At 70.0% G+C, this 22,658-nt stretch carries 19 protein-coding genes, 1 tRNA gene and 1 pseudogene; 11 read left to right on the plus strand and 10 right to left on the minus strand.

The genetic code is table 11. The annotated features are described in order from the left end of the window. Nucleotides 1–46 precede the first annotated feature (46 nt). The 3 genes from HHX33_RS08775 (at nucleotide 47) to HHX33_RS08785 (ending at nucleotide 3,854) form a co-directional block, all read left to right on the plus strand. The gene (locus tag HHX33_RS08775) at nucleotides 47–1,897 is read left to right on the plus strand and encodes a flavin monoamine oxidase family protein (protein ID WP_182874120.1); all 1,851 of its coding nucleotides are present in this window, start codon (nucleotides 47–49) and stop codon (nucleotides 1,895–1,897) included. Between the two features lie 98 nt (nucleotides 1,898–1,995). Beyond that, a complete protein-coding gene (locus tag HHX33_RS08780; protein ID WP_182874121.1) occupies nucleotides 1,996–3,021 on the plus strand; it encodes an ATP-binding cassette domain-containing protein in 1,026 nt (341 codons plus the stop codon). Further along, the gene (locus HHX33_RS08785; protein WP_182874122.1) at nucleotides 3,018–3,854 is read left to right on the plus strand and encodes an ABC transporter permease; all 837 of its coding nucleotides are present in this window, start codon (nucleotides 3,018–3,020) and stop codon (nucleotides 3,852–3,854) included. Before HHX33_RS08780 ends, HHX33_RS08785 begins: the two co-directional genes overlap by 4 nt. A 1,731-nt stretch (nucleotides 3,855–5,585) precedes the next feature. Here the strand turns inward: HHX33_RS08785 and HHX33_RS35715 are convergent. Beyond that, nucleotides 5,586–7,049, minus strand: a pseudogene (locus HHX33_RS35715) (BTAD domain-containing putative transcriptional regulator); the annotation flags it as partial. A 373-nt stretch (nucleotides 7,050–7,422) separates the two neighbouring features. Between HHX33_RS35715 and HHX33_RS08795 the strand changes: the two are divergent. Both HHX33_RS08795 and HHX33_RS08800 read left to right on the plus strand, forming a co-directional pair. Further along, nucleotides 7,423–8,004 carry a hypothetical protein gene (locus HHX33_RS08795; protein WP_182874123.1) on the plus strand — a complete coding sequence of 194 codons (582 nt, stop codon included), beginning with the start codon at nucleotides 7,423–7,425 and terminating at the stop codon, nucleotides 8,002–8,004. Nucleotides 8,005–8,285: 281 nt separating this feature from the next. Then, nucleotides 8,286–8,504: a hypothetical protein gene (locus HHX33_RS08800; protein WP_182874124.1), complete on the plus strand. Its 219-nt coding sequence runs from the start codon at nucleotides 8,286–8,288 to the stop codon at nucleotides 8,502–8,504. A gap of 89 nt (nucleotides 8,505–8,593) precedes the next feature. Here HHX33_RS08800 and HHX33_RS08805 read toward each other — a convergent pair whose 3' ends face one another. Next, the gene (locus tag HHX33_RS08805; protein WP_182874125.1) at nucleotides 8,594–9,415 is read right to left on the minus strand and encodes a 5'-nucleotidase C-terminal domain-containing protein; all 822 of its coding nucleotides are present in this window, start codon (nucleotides 9,413–9,415) and stop codon (nucleotides 8,594–8,596) included. A 569-nt stretch (nucleotides 9,416–9,984) separates the two neighbouring features. Between HHX33_RS08805 and HHX33_RS08810 the strand changes: the two genes are divergently transcribed. Beyond that, nucleotides 9,985–10,440, plus strand: a complete 456-nt coding sequence (locus HHX33_RS08810) for a DinB family protein (RefSeq protein ID WP_220501623.1) — start codon at nucleotides 9,985–9,987, stop codon at nucleotides 10,438–10,440. A 268-nt stretch (nucleotides 10,441–10,708) separates the two neighbouring features. Beyond that, the gene (locus HHX33_RS08815; protein ID WP_182874126.1) at nucleotides 10,709–11,101 is read left to right on the plus strand and encodes a hypothetical protein; all 393 of its coding nucleotides are present in this window, start codon (nucleotides 10,709–10,711) and stop codon (nucleotides 11,099–11,101) included. Nucleotides 11,102–11,531: 430 nt separating this feature from the next. On the opposite strand, the gene HHX33_RS08820 is transcribed toward HHX33_RS08815, so the two are convergent. The 3 genes from HHX33_RS08820 to cysS form a co-directional block, all read right to left on the minus strand. Beyond that, a tRNA-Thr gene (locus HHX33_RS08820) sits at nucleotides 11,532–11,604 on the minus strand. Between the two features lie 50 nt (nucleotides 11,605–11,654). Beyond that, a complete protein-coding gene (gene rlmB, locus HHX33_RS08825) occupies nucleotides 11,655–12,614 on the minus strand; it encodes a 23S rRNA (guanosine(2251)-2'-O)-methyltransferase RlmB (protein WP_182874127.1) in 960 nt (319 codons plus the stop codon). Between the two features lie 22 nt (nucleotides 12,615–12,636). Then, nucleotides 12,637–14,031, minus strand: a complete 1,395-nt coding sequence (cysS, locus tag HHX33_RS08830) for a cysteine--tRNA ligase (RefSeq protein WP_182874128.1) — start codon at nucleotides 14,029–14,031, stop codon at nucleotides 12,637–12,639. Nucleotides 14,032–14,326: 295 nt separating this feature from the next. Here cysS and HHX33_RS08835 point away from each other — a divergent pair, with 295 nt between their 5' ends. Then, nucleotides 14,327–15,868: a DUF2637 domain-containing protein gene (locus HHX33_RS08835; protein ID WP_182874129.1), complete on the plus strand. Its 1,542-nt coding sequence runs from the start codon at nucleotides 14,327–14,329 to the stop codon at nucleotides 15,866–15,868. Between the two features lie 116 nt (nucleotides 15,869–15,984). On the opposite strand, the gene HHX33_RS08840 is transcribed toward HHX33_RS08835, so the two are convergent. The 3 genes from HHX33_RS08840 to HHX33_RS08850 form a co-directional block, all read right to left on the minus strand. Continuing rightward, on the minus strand, nucleotides 15,985–16,254 hold the full coding sequence (locus HHX33_RS08840; protein ID WP_182874130.1) for a GlsB/YeaQ/YmgE family stress response membrane protein: 270 nt from the start codon (nucleotides 16,252–16,254) through the stop codon (nucleotides 15,985–15,987). A 191-nt stretch (nucleotides 16,255–16,445) separates the two neighbouring features. Beyond that, nucleotides 16,446–16,904 carry a 2-C-methyl-D-erythritol 2,4-cyclodiphosphate synthase gene (gene ispF, locus HHX33_RS08845; RefSeq protein ID WP_182874131.1) on the minus strand — a complete coding sequence of 153 codons (459 nt, stop codon included), beginning with the start codon at nucleotides 16,902–16,904 and terminating at the stop codon, nucleotides 16,446–16,448. Between the two features lie 17 nt (nucleotides 16,905–16,921). Beyond that, nucleotides 16,922–17,404 carry a CarD family transcriptional regulator gene (locus HHX33_RS08850; RefSeq protein WP_030510364.1) on the minus strand — a complete coding sequence of 161 codons (483 nt, stop codon included), beginning with the start codon at nucleotides 17,402–17,404 and terminating at the stop codon, nucleotides 16,922–16,924. A gap of 256 nt (nucleotides 17,405–17,660) precedes the next feature. Here HHX33_RS08850 and HHX33_RS08855 point away from each other — a divergent pair, with 256 nt between their 5' ends. Next, entirely contained in the window at nucleotides 17,661–18,317 is a 657-nt protein-coding gene (locus HHX33_RS08855; protein WP_182874132.1) for a copper chaperone PCu(A)C, read from the plus strand. Nucleotides 18,318–18,422: 105 nt separating this feature from the next. Here the strand turns inward: HHX33_RS08855 and HHX33_RS08860 are convergent, their stop codons facing one another. Further along, nucleotides 18,423–19,112 carry a response regulator transcription factor gene (locus HHX33_RS08860; RefSeq protein ID WP_111697679.1) on the minus strand — a complete coding sequence of 230 codons (690 nt, stop codon included), beginning with the start codon at nucleotides 19,110–19,112 and terminating at the stop codon, nucleotides 18,423–18,425. Next, nucleotides 19,109–20,299 (minus strand): sensor histidine kinase, encoded by a 1,191-nt coding sequence (locus HHX33_RS08865; protein WP_182874133.1) that lies wholly within the window; start codon nucleotides 20,297–20,299, stop codon nucleotides 19,109–19,111. The genes HHX33_RS08860 and HHX33_RS08865 overlap by 4 nt, the downstream gene beginning before the upstream one ends. A gap of 104 nt (nucleotides 20,300–20,403) precedes the next feature. On the opposite strand from HHX33_RS08865, the gene phoU reads away from it, so the two are divergent. Together phoU and HHX33_RS08875 are read left to right on the plus strand one after the other, a co-directional pair. Next, nucleotides 20,404–21,063 carry a phosphate signaling complex protein PhoU gene (phoU, locus tag HHX33_RS08870; RefSeq protein WP_111697758.1) on the plus strand — a complete coding sequence of 220 codons (660 nt, stop codon included), beginning with the start codon at nucleotides 20,404–20,406 and terminating at the stop codon, nucleotides 21,061–21,063. Between the two features lie 110 nt (nucleotides 21,064–21,173). Further along, the gene (locus tag HHX33_RS08875; RefSeq protein WP_182874134.1) at nucleotides 21,174–22,622 is read left to right on the plus strand and encodes a hypothetical protein; all 1,449 of its coding nucleotides are present in this window, start codon (nucleotides 21,174–21,176) and stop codon (nucleotides 22,620–22,622) included. Nucleotides 22,623–22,658: the final 36 nt, after the last annotated feature.

Consider the following 22,658-nt stretch of genomic DNA (forward strand, 5'->3'; position numbering starts at 1 on the left):
GACTTCGAAACTCACTCTCCGCAACCATCACGTGGAGGAGGAGTTCGTGGTCACAATCGACCGGCGAGGATTCGCCAAGCTGGCCGGGCTGGGCGCGGTGACGTCCGTCGTCAGTCCGTCCCTGGGCACGGCCGCCCCCGCATCGGCGGCGCGGGCGCCGTACGCGGGAGAGCGCCGGCAGACCTGTCTTCGGGTGGCGCGCGATCTCCTGCTCGTGGAGGAGAACGGCACCGACCTCAAGCACCGGTACCTTCAGGTGCTGATCGACAAGGGTCTCCCCCGGGCCCGTACGTCCAAGAGGGTGCTGATCGTGGGGGCCGGCATCTCCGGGCTCGTGGCCGCCACGCTGCTCAAGCAGGCGGGGCACCGGGTCACCGTCATCGAGGCCAACGGGAACCGCATCGGCGGCCGGATCAAGACCTTCCGCACGGGGTTCCGCGACCGGCGCCAGTACGCCGAGGCGGGGGCGATGCGCATCCCCGACTTCCATCCGCTGACGCTGGCGCTGATCGACAAGCTGGGGATCACCCGCCGCCCCTTCTACAACGTCGACGTGACGCCCGGCGTCCCGCCCAAGGGACCGGTGCCGCCGGTCGTCTACGCCTCGCGGCAGGGACAGGTGTGGCGATCCGCCCCGCCCAAGGGCGACTTCACCGCTCCGCCGCGCATGAACCACACCTTCGTCCACGTGAACGGCGTCACCCAGCGCCGGGACGAGTACGCCGCGGACCCGCGCAGGGTCAACGCCACGTTCGGGCTCAAGGACAGCCGGACCGCGGCCCGGATCCTCGACGAGGCACTCGACCCGGCGAGGGACTACTTCTCCGTGGTCCGGGGCGGCGACCGGGTCGACAAGCCGCTGCCGGAGCTCGTCGACGGCTGGGCCCGGCTGCTGCACGACTTCGACGGCTACTCGATGTACGCCTACCTGAAGGAGCACGCGAAGCTGAGCGACGAGGCGATCGACGCCATCGGCACGCTGGAGAACCTCACCTCTCGCCTGCCGCTGTCGTTCATGCACACGTTCCTCACCCGCAGCCTCGTCAACCCCGGCGTGACCTACTGGGAGATGGCCGGCGGCAGCGGATCGCTGCCGTACGCGCTGGAGCCCGGGCTGCGCGACGAGATCCGCATGGACCGCAGGGCCATGCGCATCGACACCTCCGGCCGGGGCGTGCGGATCTCGACCGTCAGCGAGGCGGGCAGCACCGAGGACGAGTTCACCCGGCAGGGGCGGCACGAGACGTTCGAGGGCGACGTCGCGATCATCACCGTGCCGTTCTCCGCGCTGCGCCACGTCGAGATCGCGCCGGCCCTGTCCTACGCCAAGCGCCGCTCGATCATGGAGTTGCACTACGACTCCGCGACGAAGGTGCTGCTGGAGTTCGGCAGGCGGTGGTGGGAGTTCACCGAGGAGGACTGGAAGCGCGAACTCGGCGGCCGTTACCGCCCCGGGCCCGTGACCCACGTGACGGGCGGCGGATCGGTCTGCGACAACGCCAACCGGTTCATGTACTTCCCCTCGCATCCGGTGCCCGGCAGTGAGGGCGGGGTCGTGCTGGCCAGCTACTCGTGGGCCGACGACGCGACCCGCTGGGACTCCATGGACGACGAGGAACGGTACGGCTACGCGCTGCGCGGGCTGCAGGAGGTGCACGGCGACCGGATCGCGGAGTTCTACACCGGCCACGGCCAGACCCAGAGCTGGATGCGCAACCGCTACGCCTTCGGCGAGGCCGCGGTCTTCACCCCCGGCCAGATGACCGAGATCCACCCCGCCATCGCCGTCCCCGAAGGCCCGCTGCACTTCGCCGGGGAGCACACCTCGCTCAAGCACTCCTGGATCGAGGGCGCCCTGGAGTCGGCCGTACGCGTGGCCCTGGAGGTCAACGCCTGACCCGTACGCCTTCGGTGTCCCCGGCGGGGTGAGGGCAGCGGCAACGGGTGAAACCTGGTCGAAGGCGCCGTGAAACCCGGGCCGCCGAGAGTGATGCCATGAGCATCACAGAATTCCGACCTTCCGGGGGCGGCCCGTCCGCGGCCGGGGGCACCGATCTGGCCGTACGGGTGAGAGGGCTCGTGAAGACGTTCGGCGAGCACCGCGCCGTCGACGGCATCGACCTGGACGTGCGTTCGGGTGAGATCTTCGGCGTGCTCGGCCCGAACGGCGCCGGGAAGACCACGACGCTGCGCATGCTGGCCACCCTCCTGAAGATCGACGAGGGCCGTGCCGAGATCTTCGGGGTCGACGTGGCCGGCAACCCGCACGTGATCCGGCAGCTGGTCGGCGTCACCGGGCAGTACGCGTCGGTCGACGAGAACCTGACCGCCCGCGAGAACCTCTGGCTCTTCAGCCGCCTGCAGGGCGTCGCCGCGCCCCGTGCCCGGCGCATCTCCACCGAGCTGCTCGGCCAGTTCGGCCTGGAGGACGCCGCCGACAAACCGATCTCACAGTTCTCCGGCGGCATGCGCCGGCGTCTCGACCTGGCGGCCAGCCTGATCACCAGGCCACCGCTGATCTTCCTCGACGAGCCGACCACCGGTCTCGATCCCCGTACGCGCGGCCAGATGTGGGACACCATCCGCGGTCTGGTCGCCGACGGCTGCACGGTGCTGCTGACCACGCAGTATCTGGACGAGGCCGACCAGCTCGCCGATCGCGTGGCCGTCATCGACCACGGCCGCAAGGTCGCCGAGGGCACCCCCGACGAGCTGAAGACCGCCGTCGGCGACTCCACCCTCCAGTTGCTGCTCGCCGACCCTGGCGAGGTCCCCGCCGCCGTGGAGGTCGTACGGCGCGTCCTCGGATCCGAGCCGGTCCTCAGCCCGGAGAAGGGCCGCCTCAACGTCGCCCTCGACCAGGCCGACCTCGCCGCGGACGTACTGATCGCGCTGCGCTCCGCCGGGGTGTCGATCACCTCGGTGAGCGTGGACAAGCCCAGCCTGGACGAGGTGTTCCTGGCCCTCACCGGCCACGGGACGGACGGGGACGCCGAGAACGGCAAGAAGGAGAACCGATGAGCACCGTGATCGCACCCTCCCGCGAGGTGGTCCGGGCCGCCGAGCGCGTGGCGGCAGCCCGGCCGCGTGTCTCCATCGGGGACACGTTCAGCCAGACCCTGATGATGGCGTGGCGAGCGCTCAAGAAGATGCGCCGCAACCCGGAGCAGTTCTTCGACGTGGCGCTGCAGCCGCTCCTGTTCACGGCCATGTTCGCCTTCATCTTCGGCGGCGCCATCGCCGGCGACGTGGCGAGCTACCTTCCCCTGATGATCCCCGGCATCGTCGCCCAGACGGTGCTGACGACGTGCATGGCCACGGGCACCCAGCTCCGCGAGGACATGGAGAAGGGCGTCTTCGACCGGTTCAAGTCGCTGCCGATCGCCCGGATCGCGCCGCTCGCCGGCCCGATGGTGGCCGACCTGCTGCGCTACACGATCGCGGCCACGCTGACCTTCGCCATGGGCCTGGTGATGGGCTACCGCCCGGACGGCGGGCCGGCCGGAGTGCTCGCCGCGATCCTGCTGGCGGTCGTCACGGGCTGGTCGCTGGCGTGGGCCTTCACCTGGGTCGGCACGATCGCCCGGAGCGCCCAGGCCGTGCAGGGCATCTCGATGATGATCCTGTTTCCGCTGACGTTCCTGTCGAACGCGTTCGTCCCGGTCGAGACCCTGCCCGGCTGGCTGGCCGCGTTCGTCCGGATCAACCCGGTCTCACACCTGGTCACGGCCACCCGCGACCTCGCCAACCACGCACTCGTCAGCGGAGAGGTGGGCTGGACGCTCCTCGCGTGCGCCATCGTCATCGCGATCTTCGCGCCGCTGTCGGTACGCAGCTACAAGCGGCACATGTGACGTTCGTCCGTCGCGGCCGAAGACCTGCTCGACGAGACTCCGCGCCTCGGGGAGCAGGTCCGCACCGCGCCGATCGCCGTACTCGGCCCGGACGGCGGCGATCGTCCCGGGCGCGGCCCGCTCCGCGTACGGCTCTATCAGCTCGATGGCCATGCTGGGCATGCTGTTGTGGTACGTGAACCGCTCGGCCAGCACCAGCAATCCGATCGCCTCATGGGGAGCCATCGCTCCCCGCAGCAGCCCCCAGGCGCCGAGCCCGAAGAGCACCGTGCCGCACAGCGGGTAGTCGAAGGCGGGGTCGTCCACGCTCCACAGGGCGGGGCTCCAGGTGTCGGAGAAGGACCCCTCCAGGGCCAGCGGGTTGTAGCCCTGGGCGATGGAGAACAGCGTCTCGCCGTACCCGGCGTCCTCCGGCGACGCGTGGTGCGCGTACGCCGTGAGGGCGACCGACACCGCGATGATCACCCACGGCGTCTCCGCCGGCTGGTTGCTCTTCGGCAGGCGCAGGTCACGCGCCCGCTCGACGGCCAGGCGATACTCCCCGAGAGCGGCGGCCGTCTCGCCGCGGATGAGGGCGAGCTCGGCCGAGCACATCGAGGCGATCGCCGACACTCCGAGCACCGCCTCTCGGGCGTTGATCCGGGTGATCTCGGCGAGCTCGGCCTCGGCGGTGCCGAGATCGCCACCGGCGAGGGCGGAGGCCAGCAGCACCGTACGGAGCTGGGTCTCGTCCTCGGTCGCCGCGAGCCGGTGCAACACCGGAATGGCGGTTCGCGCGTGCTCGACCGCCCCCCGGTGATCGCCGCGCCGCATCACCAGATGGGCGAGCGCGGCGTGCAGGATCGCGGCGAGCCACGGCCCGTCGTCCACGGGCAGCATCGTCAGGGTCTGCTCGGCGGCCTCGATCGCCCCGGTCACGTCTCCCGCGTTCTCCAGGATGTAGACGCTCATCTGCGTCGCCATGGAGGCGACGTGCCGGTCGCGGCTCCGGCGCAGCTCCATCAGCCGGCGGTGTATCTCGGCCCCGTCGCCCGTATGACACGCGAACAGCACCGTGGCCATCGCCGCCAGCCGGGGGTCGGTCGTGGGGCCGACGGGCAGCGTCTGGATGACGTCACGTACCGGATCCACCCGCCGATCGGTGACCATGCTGTTCATGAGTGTGATCAGCATGGCGCCCCTGGTCACCTCGACGAGGTGCGGGGGCGGCGTCCAGGCGGTGACCACCTCACAGATCGCGTCCAGGTGGACGAGGAGCCGGGAGTGCTCGCCGCGGATCGACCACAGCGCCCCGAGGCCGGCCAGCAACTGGACCGTCGCGACCGGATCGGCCTCGCCGAGTGCCTGCCGGAGCAGATCGGCGAGGTTGCCCTCCTCCGCCCGCATCGCGTCGACCGCCGTGAACTGCGCCGAGGTGAACATCGCACTGCCGTTCTCGACGGCGTACGCCGTCGCCCAGGCCCGTTGCGCCGCCTGGGCGTCCGCCTCCTCGCCTGCCTCCCTCAGCCGCATCCGCCCGAACTCCCTGACGGTCTCCAGCATCCGGTAACGGAGACCGTACGTCGTCTCGGAGAGGCTCAGCATCGACTGCTCGGTCAGCGCGGCCAGGACGTGCAGGGCGTCCGGGCCGAGCACCTGCTCGGCCGTGGCCAGCGTGAAGCCGTCGCCGAACAGCGACAACCACCGCAGCGCCCGCCGTTCCGGCTCGTCCAGCAGGTTCCACGACCAGTCGATGACCGCGAGCAGCGTCTGGTGCCGGTCGGGGGCCGTACGGTTCCCGCCGCGCAGCAGGGCGAACCGGTCCGCCAGCCGCCGCGCGATCTCCTCCACCGACATCACCCGCACCCTGGCCGCGGCGAGCTCGATCGCGAGCGGCAGCCCGTCGAGGCGGGCGACGATCTCCTCGGCCACGCCTTCGTCGATCCGTACGCCGGGGCGGGCGGCGGTGGCGCGCTGGCGGAACAACTCGACGGCGTCACGCGCCGGCAGCGCGCCGAGCGGATAGACGCGTTCGGCCGGGATCGACAGGGCGGCGCGCGAGGTGGTGAGCACCCGCAGGTCGCGGGTCGTCACGGTCAGGAAGCCCACCAGGTCGGCGACGGCCTCGATCACATGCTCGCAGTTGTCCAGGATGAGCAGCGCCGGGGCCTGGCCCAGATGCTGGGCGATGCGGGCGCGGACGTCGGAGCGCTGCTCGGCGGTCAGGGCACGACGCCCGCTGACCGAGTCGCGGACCCCGAGCGCCGAGCCGACCTCGCCCACCACTCCTTCGGGCGAGGAGACGCCGACGAGCTCGACGAAGTGCGCGACGGGCTGCGCGGCGTTCCTGCCGACGATGTGGGCCAGCCGCGTCTTGCCCAGCCCTCCGGGGCCGATGATGGAGACCACCCGGTTGGTCCGCAGCAGGGCGTGCACCGCGCGGATGTCGCCGTCGCGGCCGAGCAGCGAGGAGCCGTCGAACAGGATGCCCTCACGCACCGGCCGGTCGGCGACGAGGAGTTCGGCGTACACGCGGGTGAGCTCGGGCCCGGGTTCCGCGCCGAGCCGCTCCGCCACGGCCGCGCGATACCGCTCATAGCGCTCCAGCGCGGCGGCGGCACCCCGTACGGCGGCCTCACTGCGCAGCAGGCAGGCGAGCAGTTCCTCGTCGTGCGGCCGATCGGCGGCGGCCTCCTCCAGCAACGGCAGCGCGCCCTCGTGCGCGCCGCTCCGGCCACGCGCGATCGCCGCCACCCGTCGCGCCTCGGCCGCCCACCCCGCCGCGGCGCCCCTGAGCTCGGCCAGCGGGCCCACCGCGCCGTCCGATCCGCTCTTCCCGAGATCGATCGCCTCTTCGGCGCGGCTGCGCGCGAGCGCCACATCGCCTTCGCCCAGCGCGGCGCGTGCCTGCTCCACCAGCGCGGCGAGCAGCAGCGCGTCCACCTGGTCGGCGGTGAGCCCGAGCCGGTAACCATGCGGAATCCGGACCACGACATCGGCGTGGGTCGCCGCCCTGGTCCGCGAGACGACCACCTGCAGCGCCTTCGCCGGGTTGGCCGGCGCCTCCTCAGGCCACAGCTCCTCGATCAGGCGCTCGTCACGAACCCCCGCACGCCCGTGCGTGGCGAGCACGGCCAGCAGGGTCTGCGCACGGAAGCCGACCACGCGCGCACCCCGCCAGCGGACGCCGTCGAGCAGGACGAGTTCAGGGGACACACCTTCAGCTTACGGACGAGCCCCCCTTGACGGGCGTGCCCGCGCGCATCTCGCGGCGACCTGGAGGACTTCGTCGTAGCCCTCCCCCACCATTGCCGCATATCGCGACCCCTCGGCGAACGTGCCGTCGCGACTCTGAAAGCGTGGAAGTCACTGCCGAAGAGAGGGCTCGACGAGAACCACGTGTCATCACGAAGAGGCATCTTTTCCCCGGAAACTTCTGCAACCCGCGGGACACACCTAAGCTTGGTTCGATCGACTCAGGCCACAGATCAGGCGAGGCGCGGTGGGTAGAGCCGAGTGGTCCGCACTCGCCATTGGAATCGCCGGCGTTCTGGCGGGGATAGCCGGGGCTTTCGCAAGCAATCAACGCGTGAAAGTTCTCCTCAGCCTGCTGGCCGCATTGTTCATTCCCGCCGCCATCGTGATCGCTGTCATGGGTCCCGAAGAGCCAGGCACCGCGCCACCGCCCACCCCTTCTTCGGCCACCGGCCCACTGAATGCCCTGTCGCAGACGCCACCCTCCTCGCCGCCTCGCCGCACGGCAACGGATACCCGCGTGGAAACCGGCGATCCCGCCGTCTACTACGACGGAGTGAGCAGACTGCCCGGGTCGGTGGATCTGGACCAAAGCCCGATGGTGGTTACGGGAGACCACGGCATTCTCGATCTCGATTTCACCGATCAGCGGTCTTTACACCTCGGAGACGGTGTGCGAGGCACTCCACTCATCGACATTCTGCCCAGAGAATATCCCTACCGTGAATGCGTCGACCTGCTTCGCCGAGAGGGCGCAGGACAGAGGGATTATGGAGAATACACAAATCTGTCGACTTCGTCCAAGGCCTTCTGTATTGAGACCCAGCACGGCCGCATCGCCTATGTGCTGCCGCTTCCCCATCTGTACGAGGCACCGATAGTAAAAGTGGTCACTTGGGACAAGGAGCAGGATTGAAGGCCCTGCGTCTCCACTCCATCGGGTCCTCAGAGCACTCTCAGGGACGTAGGCCGCTCCGTAGTGCTTTGTGACCGCCCTGGCTGCGCGAGCGCCGGCGGACCGACAGCCCTCATGTTGATCCACGGAAGATTCGCAGGGAAAGTTTCAGTCCTTGCCCCGTATAGCCGCAGGTCACCCCGTCGGGGAACGACGGCGGGGAACGTGACCTGTACTGATATCACCCGCACTGCAATGCTTCCAGTGGCAGTCCGGCACGACATCCACTCCAAGGAGGGTAAGTGCGGAAACTCAGATCTTTGGCCGTCGCCGGCGCTTTGGTCAGTGGGCTGGTGGTCGTCGCCAACGCCGCCCCCGCGCACGCCGATACGCTTCGCAACGTCTACTACTACTCCTCCGACTGCTATCGGTACGGGGACTACGGCGTCCAGAATCACATGTGGAGCTGGTACCACTGCGATTACCAGTACAACCTGTGGTTCCTCTGGAGCGTCCCCTAAAAAGGTCCTTCACGGCCGCGACCGACTCAGGTCCACTGATCGCCGGGCGGAACGAATTCCACCCGGCGATCAGCTCGTTCACGTGATGCTCATCGAACGGTGACCCGGTCGCCGGCCGGTGCGCCGACCGGCGAGTTCTTCACCAGATAGGTGGCCAGGGCCCCTCTGTCGTCCGGGCCACCGCGATAGACGTTGGTGACTCCGGGCCATCGGGGGAAACCTTCGTAGCCGCCCACCAGGACGTAGTTGGCCGCGATTCTGATGACCTGGTCGTCGGCCACCGGAACGCCGTTCAACGTCATCTCGGTGACGGCGCCGCCCTGCAACGTGTAGCGGAGCGAGGACGACGGCGTGAGCACCCAGCCCTGCGCGTTCGGGTAGGCGAGGACGGACTTCAGCGCGGCGCCGGTGATCTCCCACACATCCACCGCGAACCCGGCCGGAAGCGTCGCGAACACCTCCTCGTAGGTGACCGGGCCCGCGTCGAGGTCCAGGTGGAATCCGTACCTGCTGACCAGGGCGGCCTCCGCGCCCGACCGGGCCTGGACCGCGTCGAGGTTGGCATCGGCGACCAGTTCGGCCAGCGGGCCGCCGCTGGGCGTCCGAACGATGGGCTCGGAGGTCTCGCCGAAGGTTTCGTCCGCGCCGACCATGCCACACTCGAAGTAGTAAAGCTTGTTGGACACGAGACCGTCGGGCTGCCTGAGCTCGATCTGGACTGACGTCTGTCCTGACGTCTGTGTCTCGGGGTCCCATTCCCAGTCGAGCGTCGCGAGCAGGGCGGTGAAACTACCGTTGTGCTTGAACGGGGATTTGAGGCTCTTCCATTGCTCGGTGCCGACGATGCGGTATTGAATGAGTTGCAGGCCCGGAGGGAGTCCTTCGAAGGTCCCGTAGACCTTGAAGGTCACCGGACACTTCGACGCAGTGGTTCGCTCGAATGAGAGGGTGAGCTTCCGCACCGGATTGTCGGCCGATGCGAATTGGGCGGAAGCCGTACCCGAGAATGCTCGCTGGGGTGCGGCTTGTGCGGCGGGAACGAAAGCACCGGCCGACAGAACCGCGATTCCCGCCAGCCCTCCGATCCGACGCCCGGCCCTACTGGGTAATCCCACAGTCTTCCCATCTGTCGATGACGACAAGGACGAGCAGACCCTAGCCACGCCTACCGACAATTCCGCGCGCCGAATGAACCGGTAATACCGGCACGGCACCCGGCGAGACCGTGGCGGGTAATCGCGTCACGGTCGGCTGACCGGGCTGTCAGGGCGGCGTACCCGCGGGCGGCCGGACCGCCGGCCGACGCGGCCAGAGCCAGTTTTCGCGGGTCGTCGAACGCCGGTGCCTGAGAGATGTCGGTGTCGCTTGCTACCGTTCGGCACCTGCCGATGACGATGCCGCACGGCGTTTCTCGCCGACCCTTCATCAGGTGATCAGAGAGGGCGTGGACCCAGTGGATGACAGTGAGAAGGACACACTGATGATGTTCCTGGAGGCGCAACGCGCCAGCGTTCTCGCCATCATCGAGGGACTGGACGACGAAGCCTTGACGACTCCTCTCCTGCCCTCGAAATGGACGCCGCTGGGTCTCGTGGAGCATCTCGGCTACGCCGAGAGGCACTGGTTCCAAGAGATCGCGACCGGCTCCGCCGAGCCACTGCCCTGGCCCGATGGCGATGTGCCACTGACCACTCCGCGACAGCCGGCCGAGGTCTTCGCGTTCTACCGCGACCAGTGCGAGCGGTCCGACGCGGTCCTTGCCTCCATGCCACTGTCGACACCCCCGCGCGGACGGCACCTCGCTCCGCTCGGCGACGAGATCACCGACCTGCGTCGGATCGTCCTCCACATGATCGAGGAGACCGCACGTCATGCCGGCCATCTCGACATCGTCCGTGAGCTCATCGATGGGAAGACGGGGCTCGGACCTCGATAGGGTGCGGGCGATTCCCCGGGGGCTTGCCCGGGAACCTTGACGGACCCATTCGCGCACAGCGGTTTCGGTGGAAATCCCCAGCGGGCCATCCCGACCGACCAAGCACGGCGGACACTTTCATGGTGATGCTCTCAGCGACAGCGCCCGACTCGCTCCTGCGCAAGCACTGTGGTGGACCAGTTTGAAGAAATTCGGGAAGGTGCCCCCGGCCGACGGGATGTGTGCCAGCCAGTGAAGTTCATGCACCAGAGCCAGTACCGTCGCCGGTATGGGACTGCTGCTGATGTTGCGTCCTCCGCAGCCTCGTCCGAAGAGCCTACGTCGGGCTACTCGTGCGCAGCGTCGTGAACACCGCCGTACCGACGCCGAGGAGTGGGGGACAGCGCAACAGCGAGGTTGGCTGCTGGACATGGAGGTGGAGAAGCTACTGCTGCTGGTGACCAATGCCGGGGGCAGCAGGCTGCCGATTCTCGGGCAACTCGACCCGTGGTCGGACACCATTCTCAGTCGCCGCGAGCTACCTCAGCTTGAGGCCGATATCGATCGTCTGGAGGCAGCTGCCGGCGATGACGCACAGCGTGAGTTGGTGACGGCCATGCGGAAACTGCTGATGAACTGGCGTGCAGAGCCCGATTTGATGTTGCACTGCTACGGGGATTGACCGCGCGTCACAAGCCCTCGTGATGAGTCCGACAACCGGGAGATGCTCTGCTGTCCAGATCCGCTGGAGCTTTGCGAGTTCTTGGACGCCGTCATCCATGTCCTCCCGACGAGGGATGCGCGCGTGCTACGCAAGAAGATCGGCGAACTCGGCGACCGCCGGCGAACGTGCCTCTTGACCCAAGCGCAGTGAACCGGTCGCGATGATGCGGTGCTGGCATATGCAGGCGGAGTACGGCGGGCGGCCCGAGCTGCCGGCGGCCGAGACCGGCCCCCGGGCCGCATGCTGAGGCCATTGCCGGCGCTCTGCTGGGGCTACGGAAGCGGGTGGCTCCCAGGGTGGCTCCCAACGACGCCGAAGGGACCGGATGAGCCGCCAAAGCACAAGGCCCCTGACCGCGATGACGCTGATCAGGGGCCTGTCGTACGAGAGCCGCCTTGGGGAATCGAACCCCAGACCTTCTGTTTACAAGACAGATGCTCTGCCGATTGAGCTAAGGCGGCCTGCTACCAGACGAGTTTAGTGGGCCGGGGGCCGTACCGTCACGACGGAATCACCGGCGGCGGTGGCGGGCGACCTCGTAGAGGGCGATCCCGGCGGCCACGCCCGCGTTCAGCGACTCGGCGGCGGCGTTCATGGGGATGCGGGCGATCTGGTCGCACGACTCCCTGACCAGGCGCGACAGGCCCTTGCCCTCCGACCCGACGACCACGACGAGCGGTTCGGAGGCCAGCTCGACGTCGGCGATGTCCACAGTGGCGGTGCCGTCGAGGCCGACCACGAAAAGGCCCTCTTCCCGGTACGTCTGGAGCGTCTGGGTGAGGTTCGACGCGCGGGCGACGGGCAGGGTGGCGAGGGTCCCCGCCGAGGTCTTCCAGGCGCCCGCGCTGACGCCCGCGGAGCGGCGTGACGGGACGAGCATCCCGTGCGCGCCGAAGGCGGTCGCGGAGCGGGCGATGGCGCCGAGGTTGCGGGGGTCGGTCACGCCGTCCAGGGCGACGATCAGCGGCACCTCGGCCGCGTCCCTGGCCAGCTCCACGAGCTGCTCGGGATGCGCGTACTCGTACGGCGGGATCTGCAGCCCGACACCCTGGTGCACCGTGCTCTCGGTCAGCCGGTCGAGCCTGTCGCGGCCGACCTCCAGCAGCGCGATCCCGCGGTCGGCCGCGATCTTGATGGCCTCGCGGACCCGGTCGTCGCTGTCGATCCGCTGCGCCACGTACAGCGCGCTCGCGGGTACGCCGGCCCGCAGCGCCTCGACCACCGGGTTACGCCCGCCGATGACCTCGGGCGCGTCGTCCCTGCGCGTACGGCTCGGCGTGCGCGAGGACGAGGCGCCGCCGCCCCGGGACTCCCGCTCGATCCGCTCGGCGCGGGCCTTGTCCTTGTACCAGTGCCGCATGTGCGCGGGTGGCGTCGCTCCCTTGCCTTCCAGAGAGCGCCTGACCTTGCCGCCCGTGCCCTTGGTCGGCCCCTGCTTCTTCGACGGCTTCCCTGAAGCCCTACCCGCCATGGTCTCTAGCGTAGGGCCACGTTCAGCGTGCCAATTCCCACCGCGGGCCCTGCGGGGTGTCCTCGACCACGATGCCCGCGGCGGCGAGCTGGTCGCGGATCGCGTCGGCCGCCGCGTAGTCCTTGCGGGCACGGGCCGCCTGCCGCTGCTCCAGCGCCACCGCCACGAGCGCGTCCACGACCTCCCGCAGCCCGGAGTCGCCGGTCGTACGCCACTGCTCCGACCTCGGGTCGAGGCCGATCACGTCGAGCATGTTCTGCGTCTCGGCGAGCAGCCGGGCGACCTGCTCCTTGTTGCCCTGGGCCAGGGCGACGTTGCCCTCGCGGACGACCTCGTGGACCACGGCGAGCGCCTGGGAGACGTTCAGGTCGTCGTCCAGTGCGTCCACGAAGGCCTGCGGCAGCGGCGCGGCGGCGTCCACGTCGTGGATCACCTCGGCCGCCCGGGTGACGAACCCCTCGATCCGGCGGTAACCGGCCGCCGCCTCCTGGAGCGCCTCGTCGGAGTAGTCGATGGCGGAGCGGTAGTGGGCCGCGACCAGGTAGTAGCGGAGCTCCACGGCGCGCACCTTGCGCAGCATGTCCGGGATCAGCAGCGAGTTGCCGAGCGACTTGCTCATCTTCTCGCCGCCGAGCTTGAGCATGCCGTTGTGCAGCCAGTAGCGCGCGAAGCCGTCGCCCGCCGCCTGCGACTGGGCGATCTCGTTCTCGTGGTGCGGGAAGATCAGGTCGACGCCGCCACCGTGGATGTCGAACGTGCCGCCGAGATACTTGGTCGCCATGGCCGAGCACTCCAGGTGCCACCCCGGGCGGCCCCGGCCCCACGGCGTCGGCCACGTCGGCTCGCCGGGCTTGGCGCCCTTCCACAGCGCGAAGTCGCGCGGGTCGCGCTTGAGCGAGTCGGTGTCGGTGTCGCCCGCCGCCCGCATGTTCTCCAGCTTCTGGTTGGAGAGCTTGCCGTAGCGGTCGGCGTAGGAGACCACGTCGAAGTAGACGTCGCCACCCGACGCGTACGCGTGCCCCTTGTCCATCAGGCGCCGCATGAGCTCGACCATCTCGGGCACGTGGCCCATCGCGCGCGGCTCGACGGTCGGCGGCAGGCAGCCGAGCTGGTCGTACGCCCAGGTGAAGGCGCGCTGGTTGCGTTCGGAGACGACGAACCAGGGCACGCCCTCCGAGGCGGCCACCCTGATGATCTTGTCGTCGAGGTCGGTCACGTTGCGGCAGAAGATCACGTCGTAGCCCTGCCGCAGCAGCCACCGCCGCAGGACGTCGAAGTTCACGCCGGACCTGATGTGACCGATGTGCGGCGGAGCCTGAACGGTCGCACCACACAGATACATCGAGACCCGGCCGGGCTCGACCGGTACGAATTCACGGACCGTACGCGTGCTGGTGTCGTAGAGGTGCAGGCTCACGAAGGCTAGGCTAACGCCTGACGCCACAGCACAGGGCTACTTGGGCGCCGGTGAATGCCTCGGCCTGGCGGAGCAGTGAAACATACGTCACATAAGTCCCGATTTAAGCCGCAGCAAAACCGGTATTGATCTCGTGGCCCCGCCGAATCTCTCACGGTCTGTCCCGGACACACGCCGCGGGACACGCGGGCGAAGCCCGGACGATCTCCGCCGCGGCACGCCGCTCACGACACGAAGCGGGCCGTCACCCCAGTGCGATCAACCCGCCGGTCCGATTCTGTAGGCTCGAAACGCCATGGACGTCACTCCCCCCGGCGCGGCAGGCAGGGCCTCCCGCCCGTCCCGAAACACTTATTCCGGTATCCCGCTGGTGCTGCGCCGCCTTGCCGTCGGCCTCGCGGGCGCCGCCCTCGCGATGCTCGCCGGAGCGGCCTGCGCGCTCTCCTTCGAGGATCTGCGGACGCTGGCCGTCTCCGGACGCGCCGAGCCCCGCCTCGCCTACCTCTATCCCGCCGCGTTCGACATCCTGCTGGTCGTCGCCCTGGTCAGCGTGCCCCTGCTGCGGGGCGCGCGTCTCCTGGTCCGGGTGCAGGCGGGCTTCGTCCTGCTGGTCCTCCTCGCGTCCGCCGCCGCCGCGAACGCCTCGACCGCCATGGGCGTCTCCTTCGATCCCGAGGCCGCGGCGCTCGTCGTCGCGCTGCTGCCCTGGGTGATGCTCACCGTCGGCCTGTGGCTGCTGCTGCTCCTGCTGAAACACGTGCGGACCAACCGGGCCGACCTGGACCTGGACGGCGACTCCGACGAGGGCCTCCTGCCGTTCGACGGCGAGCCCATGAGCCGGCGCGCCCCCCTGCCGGCCGCCACCGCCCCCTATCCCGTCGTCCGCGAGGAACGGCGCACTCCCCCGCCGCCTCCCGCCGAGGAGCACGCCGCTCCGATGAATCCCGTGCCCGAGGCCGTGGCGCCCCCCGGCTACGTCCCTCCGCTGCCGGTCAGCCCGGTCTCCGAGACGGTCGCACCACCCGAGTACGCCCCGCCCCTGCCGGCCACCGCTCCAGCCGACGGCGAAGCGACCGGCGTCGTCACCCCTGACACCGACGAGGACGGCGTACGGCTGCCCGCCGAGGCGGTCCACGGCACTGTCACCGAGACGGGATCCGAAACGGCCCCCGAGACCGACGAGGAGCGGGACGACCCCGAGGCCCTGGCCGTTGTGCCCCCGACGGCGGCGCCCCCGACGCCCCCCGTGACGGAGCTTCCCGTGGAGGAGCCCGCCGAGGCGGCTTCGCCCGCGCCGGAGCGCCCGGCCGACGACACGCCCGGGAACCCCGGCCCGGCCGGCACCGGCTCCACCGAGATCCCCGCGAGCACCGAGATCCCCGCGAGCCCCGAGAGCCCACGCCCGGCCGAGCAGGCGGCCCCGCCGCGGCGGAACCGGCCGGTGCGCTGGGGCGATCTCGTCCGGCCCCACACCGGCGACGTCCTCGTGCATCCCCGGCCGAAGCCGGCCGAGGAGACTCCCGGGACGGACGACATCGTGGCCGGCTCACAGGGGGAAGACCCGCAGGACGAGGCGGGCATCGACACCCAGCCGCTCCGCACCATCCGCGACGTCCCCGATCCCGCTCACGCGGCGGACTGCGCCGAGCCGGACGAGCAGGCGAGACGGCACGACCCGTACGTCGCCGAGGGCGGCGAGCGGTCCTCGCAGGAGACCGCACAGGACACGGAGACCGCACAGGACACCGGGCAGGAGGCCGCGGAGGACGGCGAGGAGTCCGTGCCCACGGCACCGCCGTCGGGCCGGATGCGCAGCACCCCCCGCCCGCCTGCCTGACAGGCGTCACCGGCAGACGCGCGGCGGCCCGAACGCGGTGCAGGCCCGCCCGGCTGGGGAGCCGGACGGGCCTGCGCCGTTGATTGGGGCGGGAGCCGCCCTACCAGGCGAGTGTCTTACACTCGCGACCCTCGCTTCAGGCCGGCGACGATGCCGACACCGACGACGGCCAGTACGACCTGCATGACCAGTTCGATCCAGTCGATGCCATCAGTCGTGGCGACACCCATGACCTGCGCGATCGCGGTACCGATGAGGGCCGCGACGATGCCGACGACGATCGTCAGCAGCCAGCCGATCGGCTGCCGCCCGGGCAGGATCAGACGGCCCACGGCGCCGACGATCGCGCCGATGATGATAGCGCCGAGAATGGACTCGATTGTCATATCGACCTCCCGTTGAGGGTGACCCTTTCATCCTCGAACTGTGGGCTACCCCATGGGACGGGAATATGCATCCCACGAAAGAAAAAAGAGGGCGGCGGCTCGATTCCGCGCCTGGTTCGTGCCGCCGCCCACGTGTTAGTGAGACGCGCCGGGCCTCAATCAGGTTGGCATGTCCGATTGGAACGGGACATTCACGCCGGCACGATCAGGGCGGTCGCGACGGCCGCGATCCCTTCACCCCGGCCCGTGAGCCCGAGACCGTCGGTCGTGGTGGCGCTGACGCTCACCGGCGCCCCCGCGGCGGCCCCGAGGGCCTTCTCCGCCTCCGCGCGGCGGGGTGCCACCTTCGGGCGGTTCCCGATGATCTGAACCGCCAGGTTGCCGATCTCGAAGCCGGCCGCCCGCACCTGACGGGCCGCCTCCTCCAGGAGTGTGACGCCCGCGGCGCCGGCCCAGCGGGGGTCGGCGGTACCGAAGAGCGCGCCGACGTCTCCGAGCCCGGCCGCCGACAGCAGCGCGTCGCAGCACGCGTGGGCCGCCGCGTCACCGTCCGAGTGGCCGGCCAGCCCGGTCTCGCCCGGCCAGAGCAGCCCGGCGAGATGAAGATCTCTCCCAGATGCGAAAGGGTGGACGTCGACTCCGACGCCCACCCTTGGCAATGTCGTGTTCAGGAGTTGAGCACCTCGTCGAGCAGGGCCTCGGCCTTGTCCTCGTTGGTCTTCTCGGCCAGCGCGAGCTCGCTGACGAGGATCTGGCGCGCCTTGGCGAGCATGCGCTTCTCACCCGCGGACAGGCCGCGCTCCTTGTCGCGCCGCCACAGGTCGCGCACCACCTCGGCCACCTTGTTGACGTCTCCCGACGCCAGCTTCTCAAGGTTGGCCTTGTAGCGGCGGGACCAGTTGGTGGGCTCCTCCGTGTGCGGCATGCGCAGCACGTCGAAGACCCGCTCGAGTCCTTCTTGGCCGACGACGTCGCGCACACCGACGAGCTCGGCATTCTCTGCTGGTACCTGTACGGTCAGGTCGCCCTTGTCGACCTTGAGCACCAGGTAGGTCTTTTCCTCACCCTTGATGGTTCGGGTCGTGATGGCCTCGATCCGAGCAGCCCCATGGTGGGGGTAGACGACAGTGTCGCCGACCTGGAAAGTCATGTGACGAGTACCCCTTCCGCTGTACTCCAGAGTACCACGCGGTTCCCGCCTCCCGGAACAGTGAAAGAAACATAACTGCAGGTCAAAGCCCCGTTTTGGGGCTTGACAAGCAATCCACTCTGTGAATGGGCCGGTGCGACACAAGGGGTGACCTGCGGTGCTACGGGCCACGGGCGGGAGCCGACGCCGGACCGGGGACCGGCGCGGATAAGGTGATTGCTGCCCATACACGTGCGTACCAAGGAGACCTCGAACCGTGACCAGCAGCAGCCGTCGCAGGGCGATCGCCGTTGCCGCGCTCCTCGCCGCCGCCATCCCTGCGCTGGCCGCGTGTGGCGCCGGTTTCGACGCCAACACCAATGTGCCTTACGCCCCCGGCGAGGCCGGGGTCCTCATCTCCGATGACGGTTCCGGCCAGACCTACGGCATGAACGGCGTCAAGATCCCGCAGGCGTTCATCCTCGGGCCGGACTCCGGCGAGCAGATCGCCGCCGGCGGGTCGGCGCCGATCCACCTCACCCTCCTGAACGGCACGGGGGCCGCGGACCAGCTCGTCGGCATCGTGCCGGAGGAGCAGAAGGCCACCTCGGTGAAGGTGCCGAGCCCCATCACGCTGGAGCCCGGCACGCTCGCCAAGACCCCCGGCGTCACGATCGAGGGGCTGAAGACGGCCCTGCGCGGCGGCGAGACCGTCCAGCTCACGCTGCGGTTCCAGAAGGCCGGCGACATCCCGGTCATCGCGCCCGTCGTCACCCGCAGCCGGGAGTACGCCACGCTGCCCCCGGCCGCCCAGGCGACGCCCACACCGGCGGCCTCGGCCCCGGCCGGCGCGAGCCCGGCGCCGACGGACACCGCGCTGCCCGGGGCCGGCCAGGCCGCGCCCTCCGGCTCCCCGAGCGCCCCTGCCGGGTGAGCCGGCGCGAGAGAGCGCAGGCCACCCAGCAGGCCACCCAGCAGGACACCCGGAGGAACACGAGAGCCCCTGTCCGCGACCGGACAGGGGCTCATGCCGTACGGGTCACTCCTCGGCGGGGTCGAACTTGTAGCCCAGGCCGCGCACGGTCAGGATGCAGCGCGGGTTGGACGGGTCGGCCTCGACCTTCGCGCGCAGCCGCTTGACGTGCACGTCGAGTGTCTTGGTGTCGCCCACGTAGTCGGCGCCCCAGACCCGGTCGATGAGCTGGCCGCGGGTGAGCACCCGACCGGCGTTGCGCAGCAGCACCTCCAGCAGCTCGAACTCCTTGAGCGGAAGCTGCACCTGGCGGCCGCGCACCGCCACGATGTGCCGGTCGACGTCCATGCGGACCGGCCCGCCGGTCAGCACCGCCGACTCCATCTCCTCGACGTCGCCCTGACGGCGCAGCACCGCGCGGATGCGCGCCACCAGTTCGCGGGACGAGAACGGCTTGGTCACGTAGTCGTCGGCGCCCAGCTCCAGGCCCACGACCTTGTCGATCTCACTGTCCTTGGCGGTCAGCATGATGACGGGCACCTTGGACCGCTGCCGGAGCGACCGGCAGACCTCGGTTCCGGGCAGGCCCGGGAGCATCAGGTCGAGCAGGACGAGATCGGCTCCGTTGCGGTCGAAGGTCTCCAGGGCCTCGGGGCCGGTGGCCGCCACGGCGACCTCGAACCCTTCCTTCCTGAGCATGTACGACAGGGCGTCCGAGAACGACTCCTCGTCCTCGACGACGAGTACCCGAGTCACTTAGCGGCCTCCTGGGGGATGATCGTGCTTGGTACGGGGACCGCCTGACCGCCGAACGCGGGAAGGCGAAGCGTGAAGGTGGATCCGGAGCCTTCCTTGCTCCACACGGTGACCTCGCCCCCGTGGGCGCCGGCCACGTGTTTGACGATCGCGAGCCCCAGCCCGGTGCCGCCGGTGGCCCGCGACCTCGCCGCGTCGACGCGGAAGAACCGCTCGAAGATGCGTTCCTGGGCACTCTCGGGGATGCCGATGCCCTGGTCGCTGACGCTCACCTCGACGGCGTTCCCGGCCGGTCGGGCGCTGATGACGACCCGGGTGTGGTCCGGGCTGTAGGCGACGGCGTTGTCGATGAGGTTGCGCAGGGCGGTGACGAGAAGCTCCTCGTCGCCCCAGACCTTGAGCCCCTCGGTGCCGCCCGCCACCAGCGTGATGTCCTTCGCCGCCGCCTTGGTGTTGCACCGGTCGATGGCCTCGTGGACGGTCTCGTCCACCGGCACCTGCCCCGGCGCGGGGATGGGCTCGCCGCCCTGGATCCGCGACAGCGTGATGAGGTCCTGCACCAGGTACGTCAGCCGGGCGGCCTCGTGCTGCATCCGTCCGGAGAACCTCTTGACGGCCTCTGGGTCGTCGGCGGCGTCCTCGATGGTCTCGGCGAGCAGGCTCAGCGCGCCGACCGGCGTCTTCAGCTCGTGGCTGACGTTGGCGACGAAGTCCCGGCGTACGGCCTCGACCCGCTGGCGCTCGGTCTGGTCCTCGGCGAGCACGAGCACCTGCCCGTGGGAGCCCAGCGGGGCCACCCGGACCGCGAACGACGTGGACTCCTGCCCGAACTTGCGCCCGGCGGTCTCTATCTCGCTCTCGCGGATCTCGCCGTCCCGGCGGACCTTTCGGGCCAGCGCGAGCAGTTCGGCGGCCATCAGCGACTCTCCGCGTACGAGGCCGAAGGCACGCGCCGCCGAACTCGCGCGCAGCACCCGGTCCTCGCGGTCGAGCACGACCGCCGAGGACGGGAGCACGGCCAGCACCGACGCCACGCCCGGAGGCAGGGTGTCGTCCACCGGGTCGGGCTCTGGGGGCTTGTACGTCTGCCGTCGGATCGCGAGCATGACGAAGGAGCCGAGGACGAATCCGCCCATCGCCGCCAGGCTCGCCAGCAACTCGTTCACATTCAGCAGCCTAGGCGGCATTTCGGGTTCCTCCACCTGTCCGACCAGGCACGACCCTCCTCTTTCCGGAAAAGTTCATCCGGCGGTCGGAATTCGTTCATCGGCGCGCGCGTAGCGTGGCGGCCATGCGCGACGCCTATCACGAAGAGCTGGCCGGTCTGACCGACCGCCTGGTGGAGATGACACGCCTGGTGCGGTCGGCCATGTCGAGGGGGACGACCGCCCTGCTCGACGCCGACCTGCAGCTGGCGGAGAGCGTCATCGCCCAGGACGCCGAGGTCGACCGGCTGCACATGGAGCTGGAAACCTCGATCTACGAACTCATGGCCACCCAGCAGCCGGTGGCGGTCGACCTGCGCACCGTCATCACCGCGCTGCGGATGGCCGCCGACCTGGAGCGGATGGGCGACCTGGCCGAGCACATCGCCAAGCTGGCGCGGATGCGCCACCCCGAGTCGGCCATCCCGGCCGAGCTCCGTGAGACGTTCGTGGAGATGGGCGCCATCGCCGAGAACCTGATCACCAAGGCGGGCAGCTGCATCGCCTCCCGGGACATCGACCTCGCCAAGGAGCTGGAGGAGGACGACGACGCCATGGACCGGCGTCACCGCCGCCTGTTCCGCGTCCTGCTCTCCAAGGACTGGGAGCACGGCATCGAGGCCGCGATCGACATCACGCTGGCCGGCCGCTACTACGAGCGGTACGCCGACCACGCCGTACGCGTCGCCCGTGACGTGGTGTACCTCGTCACCGGCACCCGCGACGCGGACGCCCTCACCGGCTGACGCGCCACGGCGTACGGGGACGGCGAGAAGAAGCCGCGAAAGCCCCGGTCCTCGGGGGGCCGGGGCTCTCGCATCGGTTCTGTCGCACGGGTCGCGTAGTCTGCGCTCCCGTGCCGAGACGATCATGGGTGCTCTGGGCGGCGGCGGTGCTGATCTCGGCGGCCCCAACCCTCTACTTCTGGATCGCGTCGCTCCTGACCGGCGGCGAAACCGTCGAAAGCTTCTTCTCGACGGTGTCCTTCGGGTTCTCCTGCCCCGGGTGGGAGATCTACGAACGGGTCTATATCCCGGCATACCCGGTCATCGACTTCCTCCTCCTCGCGGCCAACGGAGCCCCGCTGGTCGTCCTGGGCTTCGCGGGCTGGTGGCTCGGCGTCCGGAGGGGACGGGCCCGGCTCGGCAGGATCATCGGCCGTTGCGTCGCCGTCGTGCTGCTCGTCCTCGCCCTCCCCGAGTTCCTGCTCCCCACGCTGGACGCCGCGCTCGGCCCCGGGTGCGCGCAGATGTGGGGACCACCGGAGGTGTTCTCCTCGCAGGTCGGGTGGGGGCTCTACGACGCCCTTCCGCCGCTGCTCGTCCTGCTCGCCGTACGCGTTCCACGGCGCGTGTTCGTGCGGCGCGGCCCGATCGCCCGTACGGCGGCGGCCGCCTTGGCGGTGGCCGCGGTCGTCCTGTTTCCGGCGGCGTCAGCCGCCTCCGGCAGGGTGAGCACCGATTCGGAACTCGACTGCGCCGGCTTCGGCGACGGCACCGTGAAAGGGTTGACCACGGGGGAACGGCACTTCCTCTGCGCGGTCCGCGGCTACGGCCTCCCGTCCGACCCCTCGTACGACTCCGGTGTCGAGGGGTGGGACGAGGCGTCCGACGCGGCCGTCCTGGCCCAGGGGCGGCACCTGTGCGCGCTGGCCGAGCGGCACGGCGGTGACATCGGCGCGCGGGTCGTCCAGGAGGCCCCGGAGGCGTCCCTGGCGATGAAGCTCGCGGTCCTGTGCCCGGCCGTGGCGAACAGGCAGCAGGCGGAGGAGGAGCGGCGGCAGGCGGAGTCGGACGCCTACGTCGCCGAGAAGGAGAAGGTGTGCGCGGCGCTGCCGCGGCACCGGCCGGAGATCAGGCCCGTACGGCAGCGCCGGGCCACGATGTGGACCGAGTTCTGGACCATCGACGGCTGGGAGGACGGCTACGAGGGCAATCCGCCGGACCTGGTGAGAGACCTGGTCGGAAGCGGCCGGGGCACGCTCGCGATCTGGGCCGCCGACGAGGCCGGGCACGCCTGCGTGACCGTCGAGTCCTACACCCGGCGCCCGCCCGTGGAGACCAGAGGCTGGGAGGAGGTGGTCGAGGTGGGGTACGAGAGCCCGGCCGGGGCCCTGGAGCTCGTCGACGGCGACGGACGGAGACTGACCGGGCTCACCACTCGCGGGCCGGGCTCCTACCGGGTCAGGGTCCACCTGCGCGGCCGCGAGCTCGTCTACCAGGTGCCCGATCCCCCCGACGGCGCCGTACGGATCCTGATCGAGGTCTTCCCCGGCAGGGCGAAGAAGACCGTCGTCTACAAGTAGGCCGCGCGCTGTGCGGGGCGACCCGCACACGGACAC

The sequence above is a fragment of the Microbispora sp. H10670 genome (assembly GCF_014161385.1).
In the GTDB taxonomy this organism is placed as follows: domain Bacteria; phylum Actinomycetota; class Actinomycetes; order Streptosporangiales; family Streptosporangiaceae; genus Microbispora; species Microbispora triticiradicis.

Bases quoted from the DNA above. Each gene is read 5' to 3' on its own strand.
- HHX33_RS08835 (WP_182874129.1), top strand. From the start codon at position 14,327: ATGGACGTCACTCCCCCCGGCGCGGCAGGCAGGGCCTCCCGCCCGTCC.
- HHX33_RS08810 (WP_220501623.1), top strand. From the start codon at position 9,985: ATGATGTTCCTGGAGGCGCAACGCGCCAGCGTTCTCGCCATCATCGAG.
- HHX33_RS08840 (WP_182874130.1), bottom strand. From the start codon at position 16,254: ATGACAATCGAGTCCATTCTCGGCGCTATCATCATCGGCGCGATCGTC.
- HHX33_RS08865 (WP_182874133.1), bottom strand. From the start codon at position 20,299: ATGCCGCCTAGGCTGCTGAATGTGAACGAGTTGCTGGCGAGCCTGGCG.
- phoU (WP_111697758.1), top strand. From the start codon at position 20,404: ATGCGCGACGCCTATCACGAAGAGCTGGCCGGTCTGACCGACCGCCTG.
- rlmB (WP_182874127.1), bottom strand. From the start codon at position 12,614: ATGGCGGGTAGGGCTTCAGGGAAGCCGTCGAAGAAGCAGGGGCCGACC.
- HHX33_RS08780 (WP_182874121.1), top strand. From the start codon at position 1,996: ATGAGCATCACAGAATTCCGACCTTCCGGGGGCGGCCCGTCCGCGGCC.
- HHX33_RS08850 (WP_030510364.1), bottom strand. From the start codon at position 17,404: ATGACTTTCCAGGTCGGCGACACTGTCGTCTACCCCCACCATGGGGCT.
- HHX33_RS08815 (WP_182874126.1), top strand. From the start codon at position 10,709: ATGGGACTGCTGCTGATGTTGCGTCCTCCGCAGCCTCGTCCGAAGAGC.
- HHX33_RS08785 (WP_182874122.1), top strand. From the start codon at position 3,018: ATGAGCACCGTGATCGCACCCTCCCGCGAGGTGGTCCGGGCCGCCGAG.